Genomic DNA, 790 nt, shown 5'->3' on the forward strand with positions numbered 1-790 from the left:
CCAGCGATTTAAAACCAGTCAAAGAATTGGAGGAAGAAAATCGCAGATTAAAAAAGATGTTTGCTGACCAATCGTATCTGATTGGCAAGTATTGAGAATGAAATACTCAAAGAGATTAACTCAATCCCATGCGGTAGCCATTAAAAGTGGTAAAGCCTGTTCAGCGACGCAAGTTGGCTGATTGGTTAGTGAGAGAGAAAAAGCTTAGTCAACGTAAAGCGGCTCGTATAGCAGGCATTTCCAGGCGGATGCTATCGTATCAATCCAAAAAAGATCCACAAGATCAATTGAAAAATCAGATTTTAGCTATTGTTGAACAACATCCCTATTGGGGCTTTTGGAAAGTATATCATTATTTACGCAAAAAGCGCAACATAAACCAAAAGGTAAATCACAAACGGGTTTGGCGCTTGTATTGTCAATTGCAACTCAATTTACCAAGGAAACGAAGCAAACGTTTACCAGAGCGAATTCAGCAGCCATTGACCCAATTGAAAAAGAGGAATCAAATTTGGACGTTAGATTTCATGAGTGATGCGCTTACAGATGGTCGTAGTTTTCGTACACTCAATATTGATCTGATACGTGTGCAACATCGGCTTGATGAGTACAATAGAGAATGCCTAGCCATTGAAGTAGATTTTTCCTTGCCAGCTTTACGGATAATCCGTGTATTGGAACGTATCATTGAGGCGTATGGCAAACCAGAAAAACTTCGTTGTGACAACGGTCCAGAATTTATTAGTACCAAATTAAATGAATGGTGTGAGGCTCAAAAAATTGAATTATT

General features: G+C 38.9%; 1 protein-coding gene. It reads left to right on the top strand.

Annotated features, from left to right (window positions below):
- Nucleotides 1-146: 146 nt before the first annotated feature.
- Nucleotides 147-790: DDE-type integrase/transposase/recombinase (locus QNI22_RS40140; RefSeq protein ID WP_314520316.1), on the top strand; the 644-nt coding region annotated here is incomplete at its 3' end.

Source organism: Xanthocytophaga agilis, from assembly GCF_030068605.1.
Classification (GTDB): Bacteria; Bacteroidota; Bacteroidia; order Cytophagales; family 172606-1; genus Xanthocytophaga; species Xanthocytophaga agilis.